The sequence below is a fragment of the Coprococcus sp. AF51-11b1 genome (assembly GCF_027682785.1).
GTDB lineage: Bacteria > Bacillota > Clostridia > Lachnospirales > Lachnospiraceae > Allocoprococcus > Allocoprococcus comes.
This window is the reverse complement of sequence record NZ_JAQCZB010000017.1, coordinates 48,296-67,202: the sequence shown is the minus strand read 5'-3', so window position 1 is coordinate 67,202 and position 18,907 is coordinate 48,296. Positions and strand designations below refer to the sequence as shown.

The 18,907-nt window shown below is 43.2% G+C and carries 18 protein-coding genes, 1 pseudogene and 1 riboswitch; of the genes and pseudogenes, 2 read left to right on the top strand and 17 right to left on the bottom strand.

Translation table 11 applies throughout. The annotated features are described in order from the left end of the window. Positions 1-285: 285 nt before the first annotated feature. The 16 genes from PGY05_RS15220 to PGY05_RS15145 form a co-directional block, all read right to left on the bottom strand. The gene (locus tag PGY05_RS15220; protein WP_023920558.1) at positions 286-459 is read right to left on the bottom strand and encodes a hypothetical protein; all 174 of its coding nucleotides are present in this window, start codon (positions 457-459) and stop codon (positions 286-288) included. Next, entirely contained in the window at positions 456-1,844 is a 1,389-nt protein-coding gene (locus PGY05_RS15215) for a zinc-ribbon domain-containing protein (RefSeq protein ID WP_270476252.1), read from the bottom strand. Before PGY05_RS15215 ends, PGY05_RS15220 begins: the two co-directional genes overlap by 4 nt. A gap of 149 nt (positions 1,845-1,993) precedes the next feature. Further along, entirely contained in the window at positions 1,994-2,596 is a 603-nt protein-coding gene (locus PGY05_RS15210; RefSeq protein ID WP_055039195.1) for a Type 1 glutamine amidotransferase-like domain-containing protein, read from the bottom strand. Between the two features lie 225 nt (positions 2,597-2,821). Beyond that, positions 2,822-4,765 (bottom strand): lysine--tRNA ligase, encoded by a 1,944-nt coding sequence (lysS, locus tag PGY05_RS15205; protein WP_227120185.1) that lies wholly within the window; start codon positions 4,763-4,765, stop codon positions 2,822-2,824. A gap of 33 nt (positions 4,766-4,798) precedes the next feature. Beyond that, the gene (gene greA / locus PGY05_RS15200) at positions 4,799-5,281 is read right to left on the bottom strand and encodes a transcription elongation factor GreA (RefSeq protein WP_008370118.1); all 483 of its coding nucleotides are present in this window, start codon (positions 5,279-5,281) and stop codon (positions 4,799-4,801) included. A 186-nt stretch (positions 5,282-5,467) separates the two neighbouring features. Then, entirely contained in the window at positions 5,468-6,436 is a 969-nt protein-coding gene (gene dusB, locus PGY05_RS15195) for a tRNA dihydrouridine synthase DusB (protein WP_270476251.1), read from the bottom strand. Next, positions 6,433-6,771 carry a DUF6145 family protein gene (locus PGY05_RS15190; RefSeq protein ID WP_008370111.1) on the bottom strand — a complete coding sequence of 113 codons (339 nt, stop codon included), beginning with the start codon at positions 6,769-6,771 and terminating at the stop codon, positions 6,433-6,435. The genes dusB and PGY05_RS15190 overlap by 4 nt, the downstream gene beginning before the upstream one ends. Before the next feature lie 11 nt (positions 6,772-6,782). Next, positions 6,783-7,763 carry a biotin--[acetyl-CoA-carboxylase] ligase gene (locus PGY05_RS15185; protein ID WP_008370109.1) on the bottom strand — a complete coding sequence of 327 codons (981 nt, stop codon included), beginning with the start codon at positions 7,761-7,763 and terminating at the stop codon, positions 6,783-6,785. Positions 7,764-7,768: 5 nt separating this feature from the next. After that, positions 7,769-9,817: an ornithine carbamoyltransferase gene (argF, locus tag PGY05_RS16730; protein WP_082424189.1), complete on the bottom strand. Its 2,049-nt coding sequence runs from the start codon at positions 9,815-9,817 to the stop codon at positions 7,769-7,771. A gap of 39 nt (positions 9,818-9,856) precedes the next feature. Further along, the gene (locus tag PGY05_RS15175) at positions 9,857-10,648 is read right to left on the bottom strand and encodes a TrmH family RNA methyltransferase (RefSeq protein WP_173685338.1); all 792 of its coding nucleotides are present in this window, start codon (positions 10,646-10,648) and stop codon (positions 9,857-9,859) included. Between the two features lie 31 nt (positions 10,649-10,679). Beyond that, entirely contained in the window at positions 10,680-11,369 is a 690-nt protein-coding gene (locus PGY05_RS15170; protein WP_008370100.1) for a response regulator transcription factor, read from the bottom strand. Beyond that, positions 11,362-12,519, bottom strand: coding sequence for a sensor histidine kinase (locus tag PGY05_RS15165; RefSeq protein ID WP_055249057.1), 1,158 nt, complete (start codon positions 12,517-12,519; stop codon positions 11,362-11,364). The genes PGY05_RS15170 and PGY05_RS15165 overlap by 8 nt, the downstream gene beginning before the upstream one ends. Before the next feature lie 169 nt (positions 12,520-12,688). Continuing rightward, entirely contained in the window at positions 12,689-13,876 is a 1,188-nt protein-coding gene (gene metK / locus PGY05_RS15160; RefSeq protein WP_008370096.1) for a methionine adenosyltransferase, read from the bottom strand. A 139-nt stretch (positions 13,877-14,015) separates the two neighbouring features. Next, positions 14,016-14,115: riboswitch (SAM riboswitch) on the bottom strand. Between the two features lie 102 nt (positions 14,116-14,217). After that, entirely contained in the window at positions 14,218-15,510 is a 1,293-nt protein-coding gene (locus tag PGY05_RS15155; protein WP_008370094.1) for a UDP-N-acetylglucosamine 1-carboxyvinyltransferase, read from the bottom strand. Positions 15,511-15,777: 267 nt separating this feature from the next. After that, positions 15,778-16,278, bottom strand: coding sequence for a shikimate kinase (locus PGY05_RS15150; RefSeq protein WP_008370092.1), 501 nt, complete (start codon positions 16,276-16,278; stop codon positions 15,778-15,780). 66 nt (positions 16,279-16,344) lie between these two features. Continuing rightward, a complete protein-coding gene (locus PGY05_RS15145; RefSeq protein ID WP_270203718.1) occupies positions 16,345-16,740 on the bottom strand; it encodes a hypothetical protein in 396 nt (131 codons plus the stop codon). 340 nt (positions 16,741-17,080) lie between these two features. On the opposite strand from PGY05_RS15145, the gene PGY05_RS15140 reads away from it, so the two are divergent. Together PGY05_RS15140 and PGY05_RS15135 are read left to right on the top strand one after the other, a co-directional pair. Beyond that, complete coding sequence (locus PGY05_RS15140) at positions 17,081-17,320, top strand: hypothetical protein (protein ID WP_270476250.1); 240 nt, start codon at positions 17,081-17,083, stop codon at positions 17,318-17,320. An 18-nt stretch (positions 17,321-17,338) separates the two neighbouring features. Further along, entirely contained in the window at positions 17,339-17,998 is a 660-nt protein-coding gene (locus tag PGY05_RS15135) for a DUF2185 domain-containing protein (protein WP_175305416.1), read from the top strand. A gap of 167 nt (positions 17,999-18,165) precedes the next feature. Here PGY05_RS15135 and PGY05_RS15130 read toward each other — a convergent pair. After that, a pseudogene (locus tag PGY05_RS15130) lies at positions 18,166-18,903 on the bottom strand (DNA topoisomerase); the annotation flags it as partial. Positions 18,904-18,907: the final 4 nt, after the last annotated feature.

Genomic DNA, 18,907 nt, shown 5'->3' with positions numbered 1-18,907 from the left:
TATGCTCACTCCACAAGAGATGCGAAACGAAAATCGGTTCGGCTTCTTGATAAAGTGGTAGGCAATGACTAAAAAATTTCCCTTATTTCCCTTGTGATTATCTCATAAGGGCAAAAATAAGGGAAACTACATATCATTTCACTAATGGACAGGCGGGAAAGCCTATAAAATGGGGAAAGTTAGAGAGATAATTATATAAATTCCAGTTTGTATGGATAATATTCCCATTAAAAAGACCGCTTGCACTTCGGTGTAGGCGGTCCTCTTATATTCTGGGCAATTTGATTAGATGAATAAATTATGCTTCTTCTTGGCTGCCAATACCTTGCAGAGAACATCATCCACTGCGTCAGTATATCTGCCTTGTTCGAGAAGCTCATTTTTCAGCCGGATAAGTGACTGAATAACTCTGCTCTGTTCTTCGGCTGTTAAGTAAATATGATATTTCTTTTCTCTCATTGGCTGTTCCTCCAGTTCTCAAATACGTTTCTGATAGTCCCGACATCTTCTTCCGTATCGGAAGTAATAAATATATGTACACTTTGAAAGGCTGCTTTGATACGCTGAGCATAAGCGATTTCTGTTTCATTGGTTTTCATAGGCAACTTGATCCGTTTAATTCCTCTTTGCTGACAGAGATGTTCTTTTAAGATTTCCATATCTTCTGAACCGCTGTTCACTTCAATCGCCACCTGTTCAGATGGAATATAAGTATCAAGCGGTATCCCTAAAACTCTGTCTGAGCCGAGTTCGATTTTCAATCCTTTCATATGTGAATAAAAACTGAGGGCAAAAGCCGGAAACACTGATAAATACTCCTGCTCACATATCCTGCAACCTTTTCCGAGAATTGTCCGTTCATTGATCTTCATACTCCATGAATGTCCGTGTCTGCATTTCCACCATGCTCGTTTAGCAGAAGTTCGTGATACTTCTGTCGGCTGTATTCTGTTCTGTTCATAATCCCAGTCACTGAGTAGATTTTTATCCGTTGTCGCCAGATCATTGTATCCTGCAAGCACTTCTCTTTCGGCACATACCGAACAAACAGCTCCTTTTATTCGGGCATTGATGACTGACTTCCATTCATTGCCACATTTCTTACAATGCCACCACACATTTTTTCTCGACTTTGCATTGACCTCATCAGGCTGTAACGGATAATTCTTTTCTGACCATTCTTCAGTAATCTCCGGATGTGTTGTTTTCAAATCATTCCTGCCTTTTATAAAGGTATAGCCACTGCAACAAGGACACTTGCTTCCGCCTGAGCGTGTAGAAATAAGTGTATTCCATTCATAATCGCAATCCCTGCACTTCCACCATGCTTTACGATTAGCAAATGCAGTAACTTCCGTTGGCTTCTTCTCATTTTTCTCTGACCATTCATCCGCAACTTTTGGAACCACTGTCGCAAGGTCATTAAATCCAACAAGCACCTTATTATGGGAACAGTATGGACAACCAGAACCATTGATACTCCTGCTCTTAACCGATGCTGTCCATTCATGCCCCAGTCGACACTTCCAGATGACTTTCTTATGAGAACCTACGGTTACCTCTGTCGGTTTGATTTCATTCTTCTTGGACCACTCAGAAGCCAATCCCGGCTTCAATGTACTTAGATCGTTAATTCCTGCGACTGCTCTCACCCCGGAGCAGATCGGGCATTTCTCGCCCTTTGACCTTGCCTTAACACTGGTCTGCCATTCATGCCCACAGCTGCCTTTCCACCAGACGACTTTGTTAGAGCCGAATGTAATACCATCTGGTGTCAGTGGCAGATTCTTCTTAGACCACTCAACTATCAATTCCGGATGCACTACTGATAAACTGTTATTCATATCAAAACCTCCACTTCCTCTGTGCTTAGAGTATATGAAGTTTTGGCTTTATCTTGTAGTTTGCGAATATCCGTATAAATAGAAAAAGCCCTTTGAGAAAAGGATTTCTCCTCTCTCAAAGGGCAAGTTGGCAAACTGGAATTTTCAAATTAGTCTTTGCAAATAACCTTTGAACCTTCACCATCAATTACAATTCCCTGACGGTTGTTAATTGGGCATAGATTCAAATCCGAAAATTCAGTCATTATTTTCTCGGTAACTTTCTTAAATGGTGCTGTAAGATAGTGCGGAAGAACATAGAAATCAATCAAATCAAGCCCTGCATCATCTTCTTGTGAGTAGTCCTCCGGCTTTTCATCCATTTGTTCAATATATTGGATAGTTGGAGCGCATATAATCGCACCCGCCGATTCACCGATCATCAGTTTTCCCTTTGCCAATTCTTTCTTCAATAGCTCATCCGTTCCCGTTTTACGGAGCTGGTCCATAAGGAAGAAAGAATTTCCGCCGGTAAAATATATCACATCCGCATCTTCAAAAACGGACTGTATCGTTAAATAAGCCTCCGTTGAAATATCAATTTCCGTTACGGCTGCTCCCAGTTTATTGAATAGCTTTCGAGCCGAGCCGACATAACCGGTATAGCCTTCACGCAGCGAAGCTGTGGGAATAAATGCGACTTTCTTGTTATCAATTTCTTCCTTTATCAGACTTCCTACACTTGAAAAATGCGAACATAAAAATAGTTTCATCAATATTCTCCTTTATAAATTCCGATTTGTATTTCTGTTTGTTTTAAAAATGGGCAATCCCGATTGGAATTGCCCACTCATTGCACTAATTATGCGATTTTTTCTTGCTTGCACCGATTTCTGCATCAATTGATGTAAGTTTGATGTAAATCGCTGTTTTTTCAGTTTTTTATCAAATGAAGTACGTCCCGTCTATTTGGTAAAACGGTACATCTTTACATCATCTTAATAGAGCTTTGCACCTGCCGGAATGTGGTCATCAACCATCAGAAGATGAAGCTTTTCTTCGCCTTCTTCTTCATGAATAGCGCTGAGGAGCATACCGCAAGAGTCAATGCCCATCATAGCTCTCGGTGGAAGATTTGTGATAGCAATAAGAGTCTTTCCAACCAGTTCTTCCGGCTCATAAAAGCTATGAATACCGCTTAAAATGGTTCTGTCTGTGCCTGTTCCGTCATCAAGCGTAAACTGTAACAGTTTCTTTGACTTTGGTACTGCAACACACTCTTTAACCTTTACTGCACGGAAATCTGACTTGCTGAATGTATCAAAATCAACAAATTCCTCAAATAAAGGCTCTACCTTTACCTTAGAAAAATCAATCTTTTCAGACTCAGTTTTTACATTTTTTTCAGGTGCTTCAGAAGCTGTATTATTTACATCATTTTTCTTATTTACACCATCTAAGGACTTCATTGTCGGGAACAGCAGCACATCTCTGATCGCCTCAGCCCCTGTCAACAGCATACACATACGGTCGATACCGAATCCGATACCACCTGTAGGCGGCATACCAATTTCCAGTGCGTTCATGAAGTCTTCATCTGTTGTGTTGGCTTCATCATCACCCTGTGCAAGCAGTTCTTCCTGTGCTTTGAAACGTTCTCTCTGATCGATCGGGTCATTCAGCTCTGAGTATGCATTTGCCATTTCCCATCCGTTCATGAAGAACTCGAAACGTTCTACATAGTCCGGATTTTCCGGTTTCTTCTTTGTAAGTGGTGAAATCTCAACCGGATGATCCATAACGAATGTCGGCTGAAGAAGGTGTTCTTCTACATATTCTTCGAAGAACAGATTCAGAATATCACCTTTTTTATGTCTTTCTTCAAATTCAAGATTGTGTGCTTTCGCAAGTTCTCTTGCCTGTTCAAGAGTTTCTACTTCGTTCCAGTCAACACCTGCATATTTCTTAACCGCATCAACCATTGTGATACGTTCAAACGGTTTACCGAGATCCATCTCGATTCCTTTGTATACGATCTGTGTTGTTCCAAGAACTTCCTGTGCAACGAAACGATACAGGTTTTCTGTCAGATCCATCATGCCATGATAGTCTGTGTATGCCTGGTAAAGTTCCATCAGAGTGAATTCCGGGTTATGTCTTGTATCAAGACCTTCGTTACGGAATACACGTCCAATCTCATATACTCTTTCCAGACCACCAACGATCAGTCTCTTCAGATAAAGTTCCAGAGAGATACGGAGCTTCAGGTCTTCGTTCAGGGCGTTGAAATGTGTCTCGAACGGTCTTGCAGCTGCTCCTCCGGCATTCTGTACAAGCATCGGAGTCTCTACTTCCATAAAGCCTTCATTTCCAAGATATTTACGGATTGCGGTAAGGATCTTGGAACGTTTAATAAAAGTATCCTTTACTTCCGGGTTCATGATCAGATCCACATATCTCTGACGATAACGGGTATCTGTATTTGTCAGTCCGTGGAACTTCTCCGGAAGGATCTGCAGACTCTTTGAGAGAAGCTTTACAGCAGATGCATGAATGGAAATCTCCCCTGTCTTTGTTTTGAATACTTCTCCTTCAAGACCTACGATATCACCGATATCCATCTTCTTGAATGCTTTATATTCTTCTTCTCCGATACTGTCTCTTGCTACATAAGACTGGATATTTCCCTGTAAATCCTGCACATTACAGAAAGATGCTTTTCCCATCACACGTTTGGACATCATACGTCCTGCGAGTACAACGTGTTTTCCTTCCAGTTCATCAAAGTTGTCTTTCACTTCCTGGCTGTGATGTGTTACGTCATATTTTGTGATCTCAAAAGGATTCTGTCCGTTTGCCTGCAGTTCTGCAAGTTTCTCACGGCGCACCTTTCTTAAATGATTCAAATCCTGTTCCTGTCCATTGTTCTGCTGTGTTGCCACTTTTTTCACTCCTTCTCTCTGCTGTATACCATCTTATACTGAACGATTGATCTTCAGTACTTCGTACTCAATAACTCCTGCCTGTGTCTCAACTGCTACTACGTCTCCGACTTTCTTACCGATCAGGGCTTTTCCTACCGGAGATTCATTGGAAATCTTACCTTCCAGGCTGTTTGCTTCTGTAGAACCTACCAGCTGAAATACGATTTCCTCTTCAAATTCTTTATCATATACATCTACTGTACATCCGATGTTGATGGTATCAAGATCCACGTCATCTTCTACTACAACTTCTGCATTCTTGAGGATTTTCTCAAGTTCTTCGATACGTGCCTCGATATCACGCTGCTCGTCCTTTGCTGCATCGTACTCAGCGTTCTCTGAAAGGTCTCCCTGTTCTCTGGCTTCTTTGATCTTTCCTGCTACTTCTTTTCTTTTCACAACTTTTAAATTTTCAAGCTCATCTTCCAGTTTCTTAAGTCCTGTATAGGTGAGTAATGTTTTCTTTGCTTCCATTATAATTCTCCTTACTTACCGACAAATCATTTTCTATTCAAGCCGCAGATACTGATTTTATCCGCATTTAAAGCTACTTTCACAATTTCATTATTATACATATTTCCGGCGGCTGTGTCAACAATTCTTTGCTGGTTTAATATATGCAAAAACGCATTCTCTCATGCGAAAGAACACGTTTTATGTCTATCCGATTTTTTCCATTAAAAGGTTCTCCAGTTCTTCATAACTTTCCACCTGATTGATCTCATCTCTGAGCTTCGCAGAACCCTGCATTCCCTTGGTATACCATGCCACATGCTTGCGCATTTCACGGATTCCGATATAATCTCCCTTGAACTCGATCTGCAGTCTTGCATGACGCAGCATTGTTTCCCGGATCTGGTCTGTGCCCGGTCTTTCCGGAATGGATCCGGTCTCTTCATATGCCAGTAATTCCCTGAAGATCCATGGATTTCCCTGGCAGCCTCTTCCGATCATCACACCATCACAGCCGGTCTGCTCAAACATATCCAGTGCCTTCTGTCCGCCTGTCACATCTCCATTTCCGATTACAGGAATCTTCACTGCTTCTTTCACCTTACGGATAATCTCCCAGTCTGCATTTCCAGAGTAATACTGTTCTCTGGTCCTTCCATGTACTGCGATTGCCGCTGCACCTGCTTCTTCTGCAACCTTCGCAATCTCCGGTGCATTGATACAGGTATCGTCAAATCCTTTGCGGATCTTTATCGTCACCGGTTTCTTGATCGCTTTCGCTGTCTTATATACAATATCATAGATTCGCTTCGGATCCTTCATCAACGCCGAACCTTCTCCATTGCGCACGACCTTTGGAACCGGACAGCCCATATTGATATCCAGGATCTGAAATGGAAGTTCTTCGATCCGCTTTGCCTGCTCGGAAATGATGTCCGGATCTTCCCCGAAAAGCTGAAGTGATACCGGGTATTCTCTTGGATCGATCGCAAGCAGCGCCTTGGTATTCTTATTCTTGTACTGGAGCGCCTTTGCACTGATCATTTCCATGCACAGAAGCCCTGCTCCCTGTTCCTTGCATAACAGACGAAATGGCAGGTCTGTTACCCCTGCCATCGGTGCCAGCACATAACGGTTCGGAAGCTCTACATTTCCTATCGTCAGTGTCTTTATCATTCAATCTCTTCCCCCAGAAAAAATACTTTGTAGTAAAGCTGAAGCTGTGTCAGAAGCTCCTGCTTCTTCTCGTCTGTCTGAATCTCCTTGATCTTCAGACGGCTTCCGATCTCGTCAAACATCGGATCTCCCTCTGCAGAAGTCACTTCAAATTCCAGCTCCCCATTCTCCTCAAATACAAGTGTAAGGATTCCCCCAACATCATGTACATACAGCACACACATGATCTTCAATTCATCTTTGATGTGCTGTGGCAGATTATCAAAATCCGGATTCATATAAAATTTTTCTTCGTAAGAGTTGGCTCCGCATAATACGATCTTATCCTGATACATAAATTCTCCTTCTATACATACCCATAAATTCCACGTACCGAAACTTCTCCGGCAAAGACAGACTTTCTGCTGCCGTCTTCACATTCTACCTGCAATTCCCCGGTCTTGTCAATCCCCAGTGCCAGTGCATCATATTCATGTTCCGGTTCCAGTACACGCACCCGACGCCCACAGTTTACCAGCAGACGGTTATAATCTTCCATGATCGGCTCCAGACTCCCCGCCTCGCAGACCGCTTCGTAGGCTTTTTCAAAATGCTCCATGATCGCAGCGATCAGCTCAAACCTGCGAAATTCTTTGCCCGCTTCGATCCGCAGTGAAGTCGCTGTCTTTGCGATATCTTCCGGAAAGGACTCCATATTGACATTGATTCCTATTCCGATCACTACATGATTGATGTAATCGATCTCTGCGCTCATCTCCGTCAGTATCCCACTGATCTTCTTTCCACTCACGACCAGATCATTCGGCCATTTGATTCCTATATCCAACTCGGTCTTTTCACGCAAAGCTTTCGTTGCCGCATATGCCATGACAAGTGTCAACATCGGTGCATCTGACGGATTCATCACAGGTCTTAACAGAATCGACATGGAAATACTGCTGCCCGCCGGTGATTGCCAGCATCTGCCGCGTCTTCCTTTTCCCGCCGTCTGCGTCTCCGCAACAAAAAGAGTTCCATCTGCACCTCCGGCCTCGCCAAGTGCTTTGGCCCGGTTATTAGTCGAATCGATCTCGTCATAATACTCCAGATTTTTCGCCATCCATTTTGTCTCCAGACAGCTTTTTATCGCATCCGCGGTAATCCGATCCGGAATATCCACAATGCGATAACCTTTGTTTCTCACAGCTTCAATCTCATAGCCTTCTTCTTTTAACTGATTGATTGCTTTCCACACAGCAGTCCTGGACACCTGAAAGTGGTCACAGAGCTGCTGCCCCGACAGATACCCATCGCTCTGCCGGAGCATCTTTAATATCTCCGCTTTCATGCTTATTATTCGTTCTCTCCTAAAGTTGCAACCATAACTGCCTTAATTGTATGCAGACGGTTCTCAGCTTCATCAAATACTCTTGACTGTGGTCCTTCAAATACTTCTTCGGTAACTTCTTTTTCTTTGATCGCCGGCAAGCAGTGTGAGAAGATTGTAGTATCTTTTCCTGTACGTTCCATCAGAGCTGCATTTACCTGATATGGCTTTCCGAGACGCTCTCTTTCCTGCTCTTTCTTTTCTTCACCCATGGAAATCCATACGTCTGTGTAAATGACATCTGCTCCCTTTACACCATCAAGGTCATCGGTGATCTCGATAGTTGCTCCGGATTCTTTTGCATATTCGTCACATCTCTTCCACAGAGATTCCGAAGTCCAGAGTGGCTTCGGTGCAACGATTGCTACATCTACTCCGATTTTGGCGCATCCTACCAAAAGGCTGTTCGCAACGTTGTTACGTCCATCTCCAAGGTATGCAACCTTCAGACCTTTCAGGTGTCCGAATTCTTCTTTCATGGTAAGGAGCATAGCCAGACATTGTGTCGGATGTGTAGTATCTGTCAGACCATTCCATACCGGAACTCCACTGTACTCTGCAAGTACATCTGCGTATCTCTGTTCAAATCCACGGAATTCGATTCCATCGAACATTCTTCCAAGTACACGTGCTGTATCTTCGATACTCTCTTTATCGCCTAACTGGATCTCATTACCTGCAAGGTATGTCGGGATTCCACCTTCATCCTGTGCTCCTACGGTAAATGCACATCTGGTTCTTGTAGATGGCTTTTCAAAAATAAGGGCAATGTTCTTTCCTTCCAGGCTGTGTCCTTTAATTCCTGCTTTCTTCTTTGCCTTTAATTCACCTGCCAGGTCAACGAGATATTCAATCTCTGCCGGTGTATAATCTTCCAGTTTCAAAAAACTTCTTCCTTTTAAATTCATCTTGTAGTCCTTTCTCAGCTTTGCAATCGCATGGACGAATTTCGGCAGTTTTTCTTTTCCCTCATCTGTAAGAGTCTCGTACTTTCTGCTCGTCTCATTCCACAGTTCATCTGCTGTATAAATATTATATTTTGGAATTCTCATGAGCTTCGCACTTGCCTCCAGCATTCCATAGAACAACTCTCTGTCTGAACAGCCGATCGGCAACTTGAGTTTGAAACGATATTCCGTCTTTTCAAGTTCGCTCAAAAGCTTCATTATTTCTACATAATAACACTCTTCTCGTGTTTCTTCAATATAGTAAATCGATCCAGTGAGCCCGTAAAGCGCTCTTTTTGCATCATAATAGCCAATTTTCAAATTCTGTCTGCTCCGCTTTGCCGAAAATTCGAGAATACTGCCAAGTCCTACTCTCGGTTCGATCTCCAGCAGAGAGCCGTCTTCCGGAATCGTCGTCTTCGGCACTCTTCCCGGACCAAAGATCCTTACCTGGATCAGATCCTTATATCCCCTTTTTAGAAGAGACGCGGTCGGCACATTATTGACCGCACCACCATCAATATATGTCTTGCCGTGCAGCGGTTCATTTTTAAATCCAAGCAGATATGCGCTGGCAAGAAGAAAATCCTCCAGAAGACCTTCCGGTATATCTTCAATACTCAGATCCAGTTCCTTCATATCCGATACAGAAAATGTCAAAAGGCAGAATTCTTTTCCGCATTTCCTGATCTTTTCTTCGTCTACAACCTCATGGATCAATTCCTTAAGCGGTGTAATATCAATTCCACCATCTGCAAGCTTCTTCCAGAGACCTTTCAAAATCTCTCTTATGGATGCCTCTCCATCAAAGAACTGTTCCATCAACTCATCATCCACATCCATAACACGGGAAAATGCCATCTCTTTCCAGATATGTCCTGCTTTCTCCAGATCTCCCATACAAACAAGGGCGCCATTCAGGGCGCCCACAGAAGTACCCGCTACTGCACTGATCTTCACACCAGCTTCCGAAAGAGCCCGCCACGCACCGATCTGATACGCACCTCTGGCTCCTCCTCCATCGAATACCAATCCATATTCTTTATTTAAATCGATTATCGGTTTCATCAAATCACACTCTCCTTTGCGCTTGATTTCCCCTCATCACTACCGTCGCTGTCTTGCCGCCTCGAACATCAGAACCGAAGATGCAACCGCCGCATTCAGTGATTCTACCTCTCCACACATCGGAATCTTGATATAACACTCTGCTACATCTGCCACTTCATCCCGAAGTCCGTTACCCTCATTTCCAATTAAAAATGCTGTCCCTCTTGTGTAATCCTCCTGATCGTAGCTGTTCTTTCCTTTCAGATGTGCCGCATAGGAATGAATCCCGGCTTCTGCAAGTACTTCCAGGGTTTCTGGCAAATGCTCTACATACACAAACGGCATTCGGTAAACCGATCCCATCGTTGAACGGATCACCTTGGGATTGTAAATATCCACACAGTCGTGACTCATGATCACGCCGGTTACGCCTGCCGCTTCCCCTGCACGGAGAATGGTTCCCAGGTTTCCCGGATCCTGCAGATTATCCAGCACCATCAGAAGCGGTTTCCTTCCCTGCGCGTCCAGATCCAGCATCTCACATATCTCACAGCTCCTCTGCTCCATCACAAGCAGGATCCCCTGTGGTGTCTTTGTATCTGACACGTGGGAAAATACATGATCTGACAGGATTTCCATCTGTCTTCCCCATGCCGAAAGTCCCAGCTCTTCTCCATATCGGCTGTAAAACTGCTCCGATACATAAACCTCTCTCACCTGCGCACGCGGAGCTTCCCGGTACATCCGGATCCCTTCTACGATATAGACGCCTTCTTCATCACGTGCCTTTCTCTTTTTCTGCCATGTAACAAGCTGTTTTACCCTGGCATTTCCTGTACTGGTTATCATACTGTAATCTCTTTCCTTTTATTCTTTTTCATTACATCTTGAAACGATATCCCACACCCCAGATTGTCTCAATATACTGTGGATTTGAGGTATCATATTCAATTTTCTCACGGATTTTCTTGATGTGCACAGTTACCGTTGCGATATCTCCGATAGATTCCATATCCCAGATCTCGCTGAAAAGTTCATCCTTGGTATATACATGGTTCGGATGACTGGCAAGGAAGGTCAGAAGATCAAACTCTTTTGTTGTAAAATTCTTCTCCACTCCGTTTACCCACACTCGGCGTGCAGTGGTATCAATCTTAAGTCCACGGATCTCGATCACCTTATTCTCTTCCACGGCACTTCCGATCAGCCGCTCATAACGTGCCAGATGTGCTTTTACCCTTGCCACCAGCTCGCTTGGACTAAACGGCTTGGTCATATAGTCATCAGCCCCAAGTCCGAGTCCTCTGATCTTGTCGATATCATCTTTTTTCGCAGATACCATGATGATCGGTGTATTCTTTTCCGCACGAACCTTACGACAAATCTCAAAGCCATCCACGCCCGGAAGCATCAGATCCAAGATCACCAGATCAAAATCACCGAAAAGCGCCTTATCAAGCCCTGTCTGTCCATCATTTGCAACCTCTACTTCAAATCCACTCAGCTCCAGATAATCTTTCTCCAGATCTGCAATACTCTCTTCGTCTTCTACAATTAAAATCTTACTCATTTATCGGTACCTCCTGATATTTTCTGATTACAAAATACATCACTGTGCCAACACCTTCCCGGCTGGTCGCCCAGATTTTGCCACCGTGATCTTCAATGATCTTCTTCACGATTGAAAGACCGATTCCGCTTCCGCCCTTGGATGAATTCCTTGAAGCATCCGTCCGGTAGAACCGGTCAAATATATTCGGCAGATCTTTCGCTGCGATTCCTTTTCCGTTATCCTCAAGCTCTACCTGAATAAAATCACCTACGTCTTTTACCCGCAGATTGATCAGCCCGTGCTCTCGTTCCATGTATTTCAAAGAATTGCTGACAATGTTGTTGATCACTCTCTTTAACTGTTCCGGATCTGCAATGATCTTCTGATCACCCTCTACATAATTGAAATAACCAAACTCTACATTCTTTGAATCCAGCTCCATCTCAATATCTTCGGCACAGTCATTGAAATAATCGTTGACTGAAAGCGGTGCAAAGTTGTACGGGATCCGGTTTGTATCAATCTTCGCATATAAGGTCAGTTCGTTGATCAGCGTATCCATCTCATTCGCCTTATTATAAATGGTTCCGATATATTTTTCCATCTTCTCCGGCGTATCTGCAACCCCGTCACGGATTCCTTCCACATAGCCCTTGATCGCTGTGATCGGCGTCTTTAAGTCATGGGAAATATTGCTGATCAGTTCTTTGCTTTCCCGGTCACTCTTCAGCTTCTCCTCTGCATTATCTCTCAGACGGATCCGCATCTTTTCAAATGCCTGCATCAGCCGTCCCATCTCATCATCTTTTTCCGGCTTGATCTCAAAATTCAGATTGCCTTCTTCTACGTTCTGCGCTGCTTCCTGCAACTTGTGAATCGGACTGATGATACTTCCATAAATCCACACCATCATGATCATCGCTGTAAATGCCAGAATCAGGACTACTGCGATACATGCGCTTATAATAAACTGCTGGATCTCCGGCATATCTCCCAGCACTCTGATGGATTTTGCAAAATCTTTATATTCCTCACCGGTAATTCCATAAGTATGCTCAATGACTCCAATCTGATAACGCGCAATTCCAAATATAAATGCCGTTGTCAGGATAGTCGGTATCATGATCATCGTCACAAAAGAAATCACCAGTTTCGTCCTTAGTTTCATGCTATATTCATCCTCCATTCATCGTGCACGCCCGGTTATGAGGTCCGTATGGCGCTCACGCAAGTCTGCCTGATAACTAATAGCATATCATAAAAACGGGTGCTTCACATCAAAGCACCCGTAAAATTTTCTAAATTTTTTCTAAAACGATCAAATTCAGAACCTGTTATTAAAGATATTTCTTCAAAGTATCCACTTTATCCAACTTCTCCCATGGAAGATCCAGGTCGTTACGTCCAAAGTGTCCGTAAGCTGCTGTCTGTTTGTAGATCGGACGTCTCAGATCAAGCATCTTGATAATTCCAGCCGGACGAAGGTCAAAGTTTTCTCGAACGATTTCCACAAGCTTATCATCCGCAATCTTTCCTGTTCCGAAAGTATCTACCATGACAGATGTCGGCTGTGCAACACCGATTGCATAAGAAAGCTGGATCTCGCATTTTTTGGCAATTCCTGCTGCTACGATATTCTTAGCAACATAACGTGCTGCATAAGCTGCTGAACGGTCTACCTTTGTACAGTCTTTTCCTGAGAAAGCTCCACCGCCGTGACGCGCCATTCCCCCATAAGTATCTACGATGATCTTACGTCCGGTAAGGCCGCTGTCCCCATGTGGTCCACCGATCACAAAACGTCCGGTCGGATTGATGAAGAATTTTGTATTCTCATCTACCATATCTGCCGGAAGGATTTCATCAAAAATGTATTTTTTCACGTCTTCATGGATCTGTTCCTGTGAAACATCCGGATCATGCTGTGTAGAAAGTACAACTGCATCAAGGCGGGCCGGAACTCCATTTTCATCATATTCTACTGTTACCTGTGTTTTTCCATCCGGACGAAGATATGGAAGTGTTCCGTTCTTTCTTACTTCTGTAAGACGTCTTGCAAGTTTGTGTGCAAGAGCGATCGGATAAGGCATATATTCTTCTGTCTCATCAGATGCATAGCCGAACATCATTCCCTGGTCTCCTGCACCGATTGCTTCCAATTCTTCATCTGACATCTTGTGTTCCTTTGCTTCAAGAGCTTTATCAACACCCATGGCAATATCGCTTGACTGTTCGTCAATTGCTGTCAGAACGCCACATGTGTCAGCATCAAATCCGTACTTTCCTCTTGTATAACCAATTTCGCGAACAGTATCACGAACGATTTTCTGAATATCTACATATGCATTTGTAGTAATTTCTCCCATTACCATAACAATTCCTGTAGTCGCGCATGTCTCGCAAGCTACACGGCTCATTGGATCCTGCTCCATAAGTGCATCCAGGATCGCATCGGAAATCTGGTCGCACATCTTATCCGGATGTCCTTCAGTTACTGATTCAGAAGTAAATAATAATCTCTCCATCTTTTTTCCTTTCTTTTCTTCTTTGTATCTGCCTCTCTTATCTCTGGAATAATGAAAATCGACAAACAGAATTTCTCTTCTGTCTATGCAAATTTAAAGGTCAGCCCCAAAGGACTGACCTGATATCTCATCATCAATCCTCTTATTGTTCGATTGCTCGCTCAGGTTGGCACCTTCCGGCTTACCGGGGTTGCCGTGGCTTCGCAGGTCCTTTGTACCTCCACCACTCTGAATAAGAGAAAGCGTATTTAATTGTTACCGCTACACATCATAACACTGTCCATAGCTTCCGTCAATATACATTTTAGGAAATATGTTCTATCAAAACAGGAATTCCTGTCTTAACCTACTTTTAACTTGAATTTCTGGATCTCACGTTCTGTAGAAACTCTCTCGATCACTGCACCGAGACTTCTGAGCTTCTCTTCAAAACGTTCGTATCCCCTCTGGATATATACGATGTCATCTACGATCGTAATGCCATCTGCGGCCATTCCTGCAATCACAAGTGCTGCTCCTGCACGAAGATCCGGTGCGCTGACCCTTGCTCCCGAGAATTTATCTACGCCTTCGATAGTCGCTGCATTGCCTTCAACCTTGACATTTGCACCCATTCTTGCAAGTTCTGAAAGATATTTGAAACGATTCTCAAAAATACTTTCTGTAATCGTGCTTGTCCCTTTACAAAGAGCAAGTGTAACACCGATCTGCGGCTGCATATCTGTCGGGAATCCCGGATATGGAAGAGTCTTCACCTGTGTATTATGAAGATCTCCTTTGGACACAACACGCACTGCATCATCAAATTCTTCTACTTCACATCCGATCTCAACAAGCTTTGCAATCGTAGCTTCCAGATGCTTCGGAATGACATTCATAACAGTCACATCACCTCTGGTTGCTGCTGCCGCAAACATAAATGTGCCGGCTTCGATCTGATCCGGAATGATAGAATAATCTGTCTTATGAAGGCGGGATACACCGCGGATCTTGATCACGTCCGTACCTGCTCCACGAATGTTCGCTCCCATACTGTTCAGGAAGTTTGCCACATCGACAACATGAGGCTCTTTCGCCACATTCTCAAGGATCGTAAGTCCTTCTGCCATCGATGCTGCCATCATAACGTTGATCGTAGCTCCTACGCTTACCACATCAAAATAAATGTGCTTTCCGATCAGACGCTCTGCTTCTGCGATAATCTTGCCATGCTCGATATCCACATAAGCACCAAGCGCACGAAAACCTTTCAGATGCTGGTCGATCGGACGGCTTCCGATATTGCATCCTCCCGGAAGAGCGACTTCTGCTCTTTTATACTTACCAAGAAGTGCTCCGAGCAAGTAATAAGATGCACGGATCTTCTTGATGTAATCATATTCTATATCAAAATTTTCAATGTTGCTTCCGTTGATTCTGACTGTGTGCCGGTCAATACGGTCAACCTCGGCACCAATTCCACTGATTGCTTCCAGCAGAACGTTGATATCGTTGACATCCGGAAGATTATCGATAGTAACTGTCTCATCTGTCATAATCGCAGCTGCTAGAATTGCCAGTGCTGCATTCTTTGCTCCACCAATCTCGACTTCGCCGACCAGCGGATTGCCACCCTTAATAATATACTGTTCCATTTCGCACCTCAATTAACGATTTCTTTCCCTCTGAAATATATCCTGTTCTATACTTCTGTCAAACACTCTATTCATACTCTTTATTATTTCATGAATAAAAAACCTCATACTTTTTATTCTTTCCAGATCTCTCAGGATTTGTATGAAGCTTTTTGTATAATCCTCTATATCACATATCAGTATAGCATATTTCTATATTCATTGCAAAATTATTTATCTTGCCTTCTTCATTTTCGTAAAACTTTTGTAATAATTTCTTTAAAAAATTTATTGATTTTCCAAAACTTCCATTACATTTTCAATGGTTTCTTCCAGCTCCAGTCCATCCTCTGAAACAGTAATATCTGCATATTTTTCAAATAATACTACTCTTTCGTCATATAGATCCTTCAGCGTCTGCCCGTCCCGAAGTGCAACTCCCCTTTTCTTTGCATTCTTCAGTCTGGAATTGATAACCTCAAATGACGCATGCAGATAAACAATGGTTCCGATCTCTTTGTAATGCTTCATTGCTTCTTCACAGTAAACTACGCTTCCTCCCGGGGAAATCACCGCATGTTCCGCTTCCACATCACGATTGACCTGATTCTCAATACTTAAGAATCCGTCCAGACCTTCTTCTGCGATAATCTCCCGCAAAAGTCTGTTCTCCTGCTTCTGAATCAGCAGATCTGTATCAATAAACTCGTATCCAAGCCGCTTTGCGACTACCACTCCGACGGTACTTTTTCCAACTGCCGGCATTCCGATAAATATAATATTCTTCATATGTACCCTGGCCCACTCCTTACCGAAACTGTGTTTCAGATGCTGTCATTTTTATATCGGACGATATTATAGCACAAGTCCTGTGCATGAAGCAACTGTTTTTTCCTGTTGCCGTCTGCCTTTTCCTCTTCTTTCCATCAATTCCTGGTACATCAGGATTTCTACGATCTCCCGGATCTGTTCCGGAGTATAGGTCTCTTTTTCCCATTTTTCCTGTTTCATGACCTGTTCATACGCCCTACGACACATCAGGCACAGCTGGAGCTTATCCGGGTACTCATCATAGATCATGCTTCCTTCATATTCCTGGCGGTCGCATTCTTCCTGTATATATGGAAAAATCTTTTTTGCTGTTGCCGGATACATACTTTGCAGGTATTCCCGGTCGCGCTTCTGGATTTTGTCTTCGTCAAATGCGTGTGGAATCGGATACATCATATAATAAGGCAATCTCAGGTCCATGTCTGGCACTTCCATTTCTTTTTTCTATGCTTTAGTGTATGCGGTATGGGGGAGTGGGGTTCCTGGGAGTGGGTGTGGAAGGGGGACGATTTTCCTGTGGCTTGGCAAATGTGCAGTTGAAATTTGTTGATGAAAAGGTTATTTATTAAAATGTTTTTATGAAGAGATGATATTTGTTGTGTGGAAATTACTTTACTAGTTTTTTGATTATCATATAATTTGCTATGAGTAGCAAATCTTTTAAATTATAAAAGAACATATTCTATATTGAAATAATTGGGTTTATGGTATACTGAATTATAGGTATATATTTTTTCATGCTTTACGAAGGAGGATATATATGGATATAATTATCAGACCTGCGGAAACCAATGATTTTGACAGTGTAGTACATATCCTGAATCAGGTTCAGGCTTTGCATGTGAACTGGCGGCCTGATATTTACAAAGAAAGTAAGGATTTTTTCTCTTTGGATGCTTTTCAGGATGCTTTAGGGAGAGAAACTTTTTATGTTGCTGCATATGAAATGTACAAAAAATGTGGCTTTACAGAAAAATCAATCAACATGGAATTATTATAAGTAGTGAGGTGCAAAGTTATGAATAATGAAATTGTGAATGCTATGGAGGAACTTGAAAACTGGTTGGCTGATCCGGCTGAGCTGGGGCGGAAACCGGCGAAGATTGAGTATACAGCTTCTTTTGAGGATGAGGATGGGATCAAATGTATGATCTTTAAATTCAAGAAATCTTTCTTTGGAAAATGGCTTCTTGGGATCGTCAGTGAATCCGGAACCTTCAGTGAGATGAAGGAATACAATTCTGCCACAGAAACAGAAAATGCAAAAGCATTGCTTCATATTTTAAAAGAATACTGGAAAAAAATGGCAGAAAAAGAGCAGGGATTTATCGAAATTCCGATTGAAAATCTAATCGAATGGGACGAGCCGAATGGGGAAGGTTGTATCGTTTCCGATAAGATCACAAAAGAAGGCTACAAAGTCGGCTACATGCTCCGCGAAGAGCCAACAGAAGGGAATCCGGACAGTGGCTGGAGATTCATGGCTGGTAATGAAGATGACGAATATATGGACAATCCGGATAATCATCATGTCTTTGCACTCAACACCATCTGCAATTACGACAGCGATATTATCCCTTATCTTCATGCCAAAATCGGATCTGCTTTCATACGTGTAGATGAGTCCCATTTTGAAAAATATCATGAATTTAAGCCTATGTTCATCCAAAAGCAATAAATAAGTAAAAATAAACTCTGTTTTTTCCACTTCGCCACAACATCCCCGTCTGCCAATGCACAGGCGTGTGGAAGGTTTGACTTTCCGGCTGCGTTTTGTACTACAGCCATCAAGTCAATGAGACGTACCAGAAAGCCAAACCTTCCACACGCCATCCCATTCGCCACCTACAACTTAATCTTAGCCAGCGCATCCGCAAATGGATTATTCACCGGCTCATCCTTCTGCTGTCTTAAATATTTCTGCACATCCTTCTTGCTGACTCCCACACCTTCTTTCTTCCGTCTCTCCTGGAACGATGTCAGCTTCTCCTTATGTCCGCAGACACACACAAAAATCTGTCCATCCCCTCTTCCTTTCAGCTGCATCTTCTTGTGACACACAGGACATCTCGCATTCGTTGTCCGTGATACTGTTTCGCGGTATCCACACTCTCTGTCCTGACAAACCAGCATCTCACTGTTCTTTCCTTTCACTGCAAGCATTCTCTTACCACATCGCGGACATTTACTATTTGTCAGATTATCATGCCGGAACGTTCCAGCTCCCGCCTTAATCTCAGAAACCACCTGATCCGTATATTTATCAATATCCTTCATAAAATCCTTCCGCGAAAGCTTTCCCTTCGCAATCTGCGACAAACGCATCTCCCAGTCTGCTGTAAGTTCCGGCTGTTTTAACTCTTCCGGCACAAGTTCCAGAAGCTGCTTCGCTTTCGATGTAAGATAGATATCTTTTCCACGCTTTTCCAGCAAAAAGCTTTTAAAAAGTTTTTCAATAATATCCGCTCTTGTCGCAACCGTTCCCAATCCTCCTGTCTCGCCAAGCGTTTTCGCCATCGCTTTGTCATGGCTTTCCATATAAGCCGTCGGGTTCTCCATTGCTGACAGAAGTGTTGCTTCTGAAAGC